6 protein-coding genes are annotated in these 7,497 nt (G+C 50.8%); 5 read left to right on the forward strand and 1 reads right to left on the reverse strand.

Annotated elements, in window-relative coordinates:
• Positions 1-590: 590 nt before the first annotated feature.
• Positions 591-1,181: a hypothetical protein gene (locus tag HMPREF2955_RS00625; RefSeq protein ID WP_070719969.1), complete on the reverse strand. Its 591-nt coding sequence runs from the start codon at positions 1,179-1,181 to the stop codon at positions 591-593.
• A 562-nt stretch (positions 1,182-1,743) separates the two neighbouring features.
• On the opposite strand from HMPREF2955_RS00625, the gene mraZ reads away from it, so the two are divergent.
• From mraZ to HMPREF2955_RS00650, 5 genes are all read left to right on the forward strand, one after another.
• The gene (gene mraZ / locus HMPREF2955_RS00630; RefSeq protein ID WP_009231586.1) at positions 1,744-2,205 is read left to right on the forward strand and encodes a division/cell wall cluster transcriptional repressor MraZ; all 462 of its coding nucleotides are present in this window, start codon (positions 1,744-1,746) and stop codon (positions 2,203-2,205) included.
• The gene (gene rsmH / locus HMPREF2955_RS00635; RefSeq protein ID WP_070719971.1) at positions 2,202-3,161 is read left to right on the forward strand and encodes a 16S rRNA (cytosine(1402)-N(4))-methyltransferase RsmH; all 960 of its coding nucleotides are present in this window, start codon (positions 2,202-2,204) and stop codon (positions 3,159-3,161) included. The genes mraZ and rsmH overlap by 4 nt, the downstream gene beginning before the upstream one ends.
• Positions 3,158-3,772: an FtsL-like putative cell division protein gene (locus HMPREF2955_RS00640; RefSeq protein WP_070719973.1), complete on the forward strand. Its 615-nt coding sequence runs from the start codon at positions 3,158-3,160 to the stop codon at positions 3,770-3,772. The genes rsmH and HMPREF2955_RS00640 overlap by 4 nt, the downstream gene beginning before the upstream one ends.
• Positions 3,769-5,934, forward strand: coding sequence for a penicillin-binding protein (locus HMPREF2955_RS00645; protein ID WP_070719975.1), 2,166 nt, complete (start codon positions 3,769-3,771; stop codon positions 5,932-5,934). Before HMPREF2955_RS00640 ends, HMPREF2955_RS00645 begins: the two co-directional genes overlap by 4 nt.
• A gap of 82 nt (positions 5,935-6,016) precedes the next feature.
• Complete coding sequence (locus tag HMPREF2955_RS00650) at positions 6,017-7,462, forward strand: UDP-N-acetylmuramoyl-L-alanyl-D-glutamate--2,6-diaminopimelate ligase (protein WP_070719978.1); 1,446 nt, start codon at positions 6,017-6,019, stop codon at positions 7,460-7,462.
• Positions 7,463-7,497 lie beyond the last annotated feature (35 nt).

Consider the following 7,497-nt stretch of genomic DNA (forward strand, 5'->3'; position numbering starts at 1 on the left):
ATAATGTTAAATTTCTTACCGAATAGTTTACATCAGCTGGTGTGTTAGCGAATGGGCAGGTTAACAAGAAGACAAGTGGATAGGTAAACGGGGTAATCGTTCTTCTCTCGTTCTTCGAAAAGTGCGTTTTCTCGCCATGACAATGTTCGAGCAAGCTCGACATTGTTCATTTGGCTTAACGAAAACGTTCTTTTCTCGTTCCTCGAAAAGTGCGTTTTCTCGCCATGACAATGTTCGAGCAAGCCCAACATTGTTCATTTGGCTTAACGAAAACGTTCATCTTTCGGGTTTTGACATAAACACGTACATTTTGGCATAAGAACATAAGAAACATAAAGAAGTCCTCCTTGCTTTCCCCTCATTATATGCCACGGGGAAGATGCTTTCAACTTGTAAAGGAGGTATTGAAAGAACTCCCACCAGACTACCTTTTTGAGGCATAGCCATGTTTTGCCGCACGCAATGAGGAAACAGTTAAGACGTCTTCTTTGTAAGTTCGCGAGTTTATTGTGTCGTGAGTGTATCTGCTGGCAGAATTAGTTTAGCGCGTACTTAATTAATCTCGCCAACGAATTCATCATTCTAAGTTTTTACTTTTTGATAATTCTACCGTCATCCCTAATTATATAATTCCTAACCTTCTGCGGAGAACCCAATGATGTAGTCTTAACCTTAACAGAAAAGTTCTTATCAATTTTGAAGGATGTAACCTCCTCCAACTCAGGGCCACCTGGTTCATACCAAATGCCTTCAACATAGAGGTCTGATATAATGGTATTATTCTTTATTGTCAACAAATAAAAACGATAGTCAAAATCCCCGCAGTCCATTGGTACTAAGATCAAAGACACGTCTCCTTTATTGGGTAAAGGTAGGTATCTTAGTTTGTTTCCTCCATCACAAATAAACGCTGAAGCACCTTTCAACAACTTACTTTCTATCCGATTGTATTTCACGGTCTTTATATCAATGCGTTTGTCGTATGGCAAGGTTTCTTTGCTTTTCACCAAGTGGTTCTTATTGGTTAATGACATAAATTGCCGGTTAATACGTTCTCCAGCACAAGAGGGCTTTGCCTCTTGTTTTGAATAAGTTAGCCTTTGCTCTGGGTAGGATGCTTTCTTTGAGGTAGCTTTACATGCGCATAGAGCCAAGAAAGATAAAATAATAACACATCTCATAACTAAATTTGCTTGGTGGAATTAAATAGATTAACGCGATTAAGAGGCTTTACATATCGCTGGTTTTTAGCAGCTTGGTGGTTTTTAGCTCGTTAAGTTCAAACCAAGATATGCACAACCTTTACACAAAATTCGTCAAAAACATTGAGATATACAAGCAATTCTCTGAAAACTTGTAAACGAATATGCCGACATTCCTCGCTGTGGCTCGGTTATATTCTCGCTTTTTGGGGTCGTTTAGGCGGGTTTGATGTGCTTGGTTTCTCAGTCGTGCTTGGCTCTTTAAGCACTTCAAGCCTTTAATGTAGCTAAGTGTTCCAATGCTGTTGGATAATCTTGCCCACCTAAAAAGCCTAAAAATGGGGGGCGTTGTAGCTGCCTTAACCTTGTATGTCCCTATAAATGCTAGCCTTTCAGGCTCAAATGTCGAAGACAGTAACGCCTTGGAAATTCTCTTTTAACATAATTCTTCTTTCGCAATTAGCACATTTTGTGGAGAAAAGTGGGGGAAGATGGGGAAAAATGATTAACTTTGGCGGTAGTTTCCATCTAATAGAAAAGAATGCGGTTCTTGGGTAACACAGAAGCAAAGACAGATGCGAAGGGAAGGGTATTCTTGCCCGTCGCTTTCCGCAAGGTGCTGCAAGCATCGGGCGAAGAAAGTCTTGTGCTTTGCAAAGACCTGCACCAGCCTTGTTTGGTGCTTTACCCAGAAAGCGTTTGGAACGAACAGATGGATGCGCTACGCAACCGACTGTCGCGTTGGAACGCCGCCCACCAACAGCTTTTCAGGCAATTCGTGTCTGATGTGGAACTGGTTACGCTCGATGGAAACGGGCGTTTCCTCATCCCGAAACGTTATATGGCGATGGCTCAGATAAGCCAAAGCATTCGTTTCTTGGGCATGGGCGATACCATTGAGATTTGGAGCGAGGCCAATACGCAACAGCCTTTCGTGGCTGCCCACGACTTCGGGCCAGCTGTTGAGGCCATTATGGCATTGCCGGAAGGAGAAAACCAATGAACAACGACAACATCATTACAGCCCAAGGATATCATGTGCCGGTGCTACTTTCCGAGAGCGTAGAGGCATTGAACATCGTTGAAGGCGGCGTTTATGTAGACGTAACCTTTGGCGGTGGCGGACATACGCGCCATATACTTTCCAAAATGGACCGTACGGCGCGCCTTTTCAGTTTCGACCAAGATGCGGATGCCGAAGAAAACACGCGCCGCAAATCTCCCAACGGGCAGCAACCACTGGCCAACGACGAGCGGTTTACCTTTGTGCGGAGCAATTTTAGATACCTAGACAACTGGATGCGCTACTACGGCGTAGACCATGTTGACGGCATATTGGCCGACTTGGGCGTGTCGTCGCACCATTTCGACGACCAAGAACGGGGGTTCTCTTTCCGTTTCGATGCGCCACTAGACATGCGCATGAACAAGAACGCCACCCTAACCGCCGCGCAAGTGCTGAACACCTACGACGAGGAGAGGTTGGCCGATGTGTTTTTTCTTTATGGCGAGATACGCCAATCGCGCCGCATAGCCTCGGCCATTGTAAAGGCGCGAGCCAAAGCCGCCGTGCAAACCACACAGCAGTTTGCGGCCATTGTGGAGCCTTTCTTTAAGCGCGAACGCGAAAAAAAGGAGATGGCCAAGCTTTTCCAAGCCCTGCGCATCGAGGTGAACAACGAGATGAACGCCCTTAAAGAGATGCTGCAAGCCGCCGCACAATGGCTGGGAAAAGGTGGGCGACTGAGCGTAATAACCTACCACAGCCTGGAAGACCGCATGGTGAAAAACTTTATGAAGACGGGAAATGTGGAAGGAAAACTATCTCAAGACTTCTTCGGGCGGGCGCAAACGCCATTCGCGTTGGTGAACAATAAGGTGATTGTGCCCACAGACGATGAGCAACTGCGCAACCCGCGGAGCCGAAGTGCAAAACTTAGAATTGCAGAAAAGAGATGAAAGGTAAAGACATGAACGCGGGCGAACCCGACCTTCGGTTTACTGTGGAACAGCCGAACGAGGGGCCAGACCCTGTGGAGACATTGAAGAACATAGCCAAGCGAGAGAGCGAGGCCGCAAAGAAAGCGGTCACGAAAGGAGAGAAACGCCCAAACGGAGACAAAGCAGCCGAGCGCGGGAACACAAACGAGGATGAGGCCGAAACGAAAGAGGCCGCAACCGACGAGCTGCCCACGCTGAAAGAGGCCATTATGGAACAAGCCACCGAGAGCGATGCACCATTGACATCGAACCTCACCTTCATGAAAATCATTGGTGGCGACATCCTCAACACCTCAACCATACGCAAGCAGATATGGTTGTTGCTGCTTATCACGGCTTTCATCTTTGTGTATATCGCCAACAGGTACAGTTGCCAACAGTATCTCATCGAGATAGACCAGCTGACGAAAGAATTGCAAGATGCCAAGTACAAGTCGCTGTCGAGCAATAGCCAAATAACCGAGAAGAGTAGGGAGAGCCACGTGCTGAGGTTGCTGCGCGAAAGCAACGACACAACATTGCACATGCCCGACCAACCACCATATATAATAAACGTTCCCGAAGAATGAGCAAGTTCGAGTCGAAGAAAATCATGCCGCGCTACACCTTCATCACCATCTTGATGACGATGGTGGCCATTGCGGTGATTGGCAAGACGCTTTATATCATGATGGCTAAGCGCGACTATTGGATGGCCGTGGCCGACCGCCAGAAGAAAGACAGCGTGAGCGTTAAGCCCATGCGTGGGAACATATTGAGCTGCGACGAGCAACTGATGGCCTCGTCGTTGCCCGAATATAAGTTGTATATGGACTTCAACGCCCTGCGCGAGGCCAAGAACGACTCGCTGTGGGAGGTGAAACTCGACTCCATTTGCCAAGGCCTGCATGCCATCTTTCCCGAAAAATCGGCCGCAAGTTTCAGGCGCCACCTGGAAGAAGGGCGCAACAAGCAAAGCAGGCATTGGCTGTTGTTGGACAGGCGCGTGGACTATAACACCTATACCGAGGTGCGCATGCTGCCCGTATTCAACCTGTCGAAGTATAAGAGCGGTTTCCATACCGAAGAATTTAACGCGCGCCAACGTCCGTATGGCTCGTTGGCAGGGCGCACCGTGGGCGACATGTATGGCGCAAAAGATACGGCGCGCTTTGGTTTGGAGCTGTCTTACGACTCAATCCTGCGCGGGTCTAACGGCATTATCCATCGTCGTAAGGTGCTCAACAGGTTCCTCGACATCATGGACACGCCCCCAATTGACGGAGCCGACATCGTTACCACCATCGACGTGGGCATGCAAGACTTGGCCGAACGCTCACTTCTCGAAGAGATGAAGGAGATTAGCGCAAGGGTGGGCGTGGTGATTGTGATGGAGGTTGCTACGGGCGACGTGAAGGCCATCGTTAACATGGAACGATGCCAAGACGGCGAATACCGCGAATTGAAAAACCATGCCGTGAGCGATTTGCTGGAACCAGGCTCGGTGTTTAAAGTGGCCAGCATCATGACGGCCATAGACGACGGCGTGGTGGACACCGCATATCAAGTGAACACGGGTGGCGGAACGTGGCCCATGTATGGCCGAGAGATGCGCGACCACAACTGGCGGCGCGGTGGATATGGCGTGCTGTCGGTGTCGCGTTCGCTCGAAGTGAGTTCCAACATCGGTGTGAGCCGCGTAATCGACCAGTTTTATCACAACAATCCCGAGCGGTTTGTGCGCGGCATTTACCGCCTGGGGCTTGGGTTAGACTTTCAAATACCCCTCATAGGCTCTTCGCCTGCAAAGATACGCATGCCCAAGAAAGCCCCCAACGGGCAATGGCTCAATTGGAGCAACACGGCCTTGCCGTGGATGAGCATCGGCTACGAAACGCAGGTGCCGCCCATCTCGATGCTGGCTTTCTATAACGCCATAGCCAATGGCGGCAAGCTGATGCGTCCGCGCTTTGTTAAAAAGGTGATGAAGGATGGCGTTACCATCATGGACTTCCCCCCGGAGCCGATGAAGGGCTACGAACAGATATGCAAACCCCGCACGATAAAGCTGATACAAGATGTGTTGCGCAAGGTGGTGAGCCAAGGGTTGGCCAAGAAAGCCGGCTCGAACCTCTTTCAGGTGGCCGGCAAAACGGGCACGGCGCAAATGTCTAAGGGCGCGGCAGGCTATAAAAGCGGCAGCGTGGACTATCTGTTAAGCTTTGCCGGCTACTTTCCGGCCGATGCTCCGCGATACAGTTGCATCGTCTGCATACAGAAAACGGGCAGCCCTGCATCGGGCGGACTGATGTGCGGCCCTGTTTTTAGGAACATAGCCGAGGGCATCATGGCCAAAGACATCAAGCTGGATGCCCGCGATGCCCGCGACACTTCGTCGATACTCTATCCCGAAGTGAAGTCGGGCAATGTTCTGGCAGCCGATTATGTGCTGTCGCATCTTGGCGTAAAGACCTTTGTAGACTGGAAAGCAGGCGATGCCAGCACGAAACCCATTTGGGGGCAGGCCGCTATCGAGGGCGGAAAGGCCGTATCGCTGAAAAGAACAAGGCAGTTTGTGCGTTCGCAAATGCCCAATGTGCATGGCATGGGTGCACGCGATGCCGTGTATCTGGTGGAAAGTCGGGGTGTGAAAGTAAGGCTTGTGGGTCGCGGCAAGGTGGTTAAGCAGAGCATAGAACCGGGTACGCCGCTCAAAATGGGCATGAAGTGCGAACTGGTTTTGGAAGGATAAGCAATATATACGGCCACGGCGAGGGGCGCGAGGCATGCGATGTGCGCACCCCTTTCGTTGGCGAAACAAAACAATAACGACAATGACACTTAGTAGTATTCTAAAAAACGTGAAACCCCTAAACGTGGTGGGCAATGCCGAAGTGCAGGTAACGGCTGTGGATATCGACTCGCGAAAGGTGGGTCCGGGCCATCTTTTCGTGGCCATTAAGGGCACGCAGGTAGACGGGCATGCGTTTATCAGCAAGGCCGTGGCGCAAGGTGCGGTGGCCGTGTTGTGCGAAACGATGCCGGCCGAGCTGCCCCAAGGCGTTACGTTTGTGCAGGTGGAGAGCACCGAAGACGCCGTTGGCCCCGTGGCAACGCTGTTCTACGGCGAGCCTTCGAAGAAGTTGAAACTGGTGGGCGTAACGGGAACGAACGGCAAAACCACCATCGCCACCTTATTATACGATATGTTCAGGAAGTTCGGGCATCGTTGCGGACTGCTCTCCACGGTGTGCAACTACATCGAAGACGAGGCCATACCTGCCGACCATACCACACCGGACCCCATCGCGCTTAACGCCTTGCTGCATCGGATGGTGGAGGCGGGGTGCGAATATGTGTTTATGGAGTGCAGTTCGCATGCCATTGCGCAAAAGCGCATTGGCGGATTGACCTTCGCCGGCGGTGTGTTCTCGAACCTCACACGCGACCATTTGGACTATCACAAAACCTTCGAGAACTATCGCAATGCCAAGAAAGCCTTCTTCGACATGCTGCCCAAGCAGGCGTTTGCCATTACCAATGCCGACGATAAGAACGGAATGGTGATGGTTCAGAACACGCGTGCCACGGTGAAGACCTATTCTACGCGTAGCATGGCCGACTTCAAGGCGAAGATATTGGAGTGCCACTTCGAGGGAATGTATCTCGAAATAAACGGCGCAGAGGTTGGCGTGCAGTTCATTGGCAAGTTCAACGTTAGCAATCTGTTGGCAGTTTACGGCACGGCAGTGATGTTGGGCAAGCGTCCCGAAGACATCTTGTTGGTGATGAGCACCCTGCACAGCGTTAATGGCAGGCTTCAACCGCTGCGTTCGCCCGAAGGCTACACGGCCATCGTTGACTATGCCCACACGCCCGATGCCTTGGAGAATGTGCTGAACGCCATTCACGAGGTGCTGAACGGCAAGGGAAAGGTTATCACCGTGTGTGGCGCAGGAGGCAATCGCGACAAGGGAAAGCGCCCGTTGATGGCTGTGGAGGCCGTGAAACAGAGCGACCGCGTGATCATAACTAGCGACAACCCCCGCTTTGAAGACCCACAGGCCATTATCAACGACATGCTTGCGGGGCTTAATGCACAACAAATGAAGAAGGTTGTTGCTATCGTAGACCGCCGCGAGGCTATCCGCACGGCGTGTATGATGGCGCAAAAAGGCGATGTGGTGCTTGTTGCAGGCAAGGGACACGAGGACTATCAGGAAATAGAAGGCGTTAAACACCACTTCGATGATAAGGAGGTGGTGAAGGAGAACTTTTAAAAAAGCCTCACCCCCAACCCCTCTCTGAAGAGGGA

Origin of the sequence: Prevotella sp. HMSC073D09 (assembly GCF_001814145.1) — a bacterium.
In the GTDB taxonomy this organism is placed as follows: Bacteria; Bacteroidota; Bacteroidia; order Bacteroidales; family Bacteroidaceae; genus Prevotella; species Prevotella conceptionensis.

Bases quoted from the DNA above. Each gene is read 5' to 3' on its own strand.
- rsmH (WP_070719971.1), top strand. From the start codon at position 2,202: ATGAACAACGACAACATCATTACAGCCCAAGGATATCATGTGCCGGTG.
- HMPREF2955_RS00645 (WP_070719975.1), top strand. From the start codon at position 3,769: ATGAGCAAGTTCGAGTCGAAGAAAATCATGCCGCGCTACACCTTCATC.
- HMPREF2955_RS00625 (WP_070719969.1), bottom strand. From the start codon at position 1,181: ATGAGATGTGTTATTATTTTATCTTTCTTGGCTCTATGCGCATGTAAA.
- HMPREF2955_RS00640 (WP_070719973.1), top strand. From the start codon at position 3,158: ATGAAAGGTAAAGACATGAACGCGGGCGAACCCGACCTTCGGTTTACT.
- HMPREF2955_RS00650 (WP_070719978.1), top strand. From the start codon at position 6,017: ATGACACTTAGTAGTATTCTAAAAAACGTGAAACCCCTAAACGTGGTG.
- mraZ (WP_009231586.1), top strand. From the start codon at position 1,744: ATGCGGTTCTTGGGTAACACAGAAGCAAAGACAGATGCGAAGGGAAGG.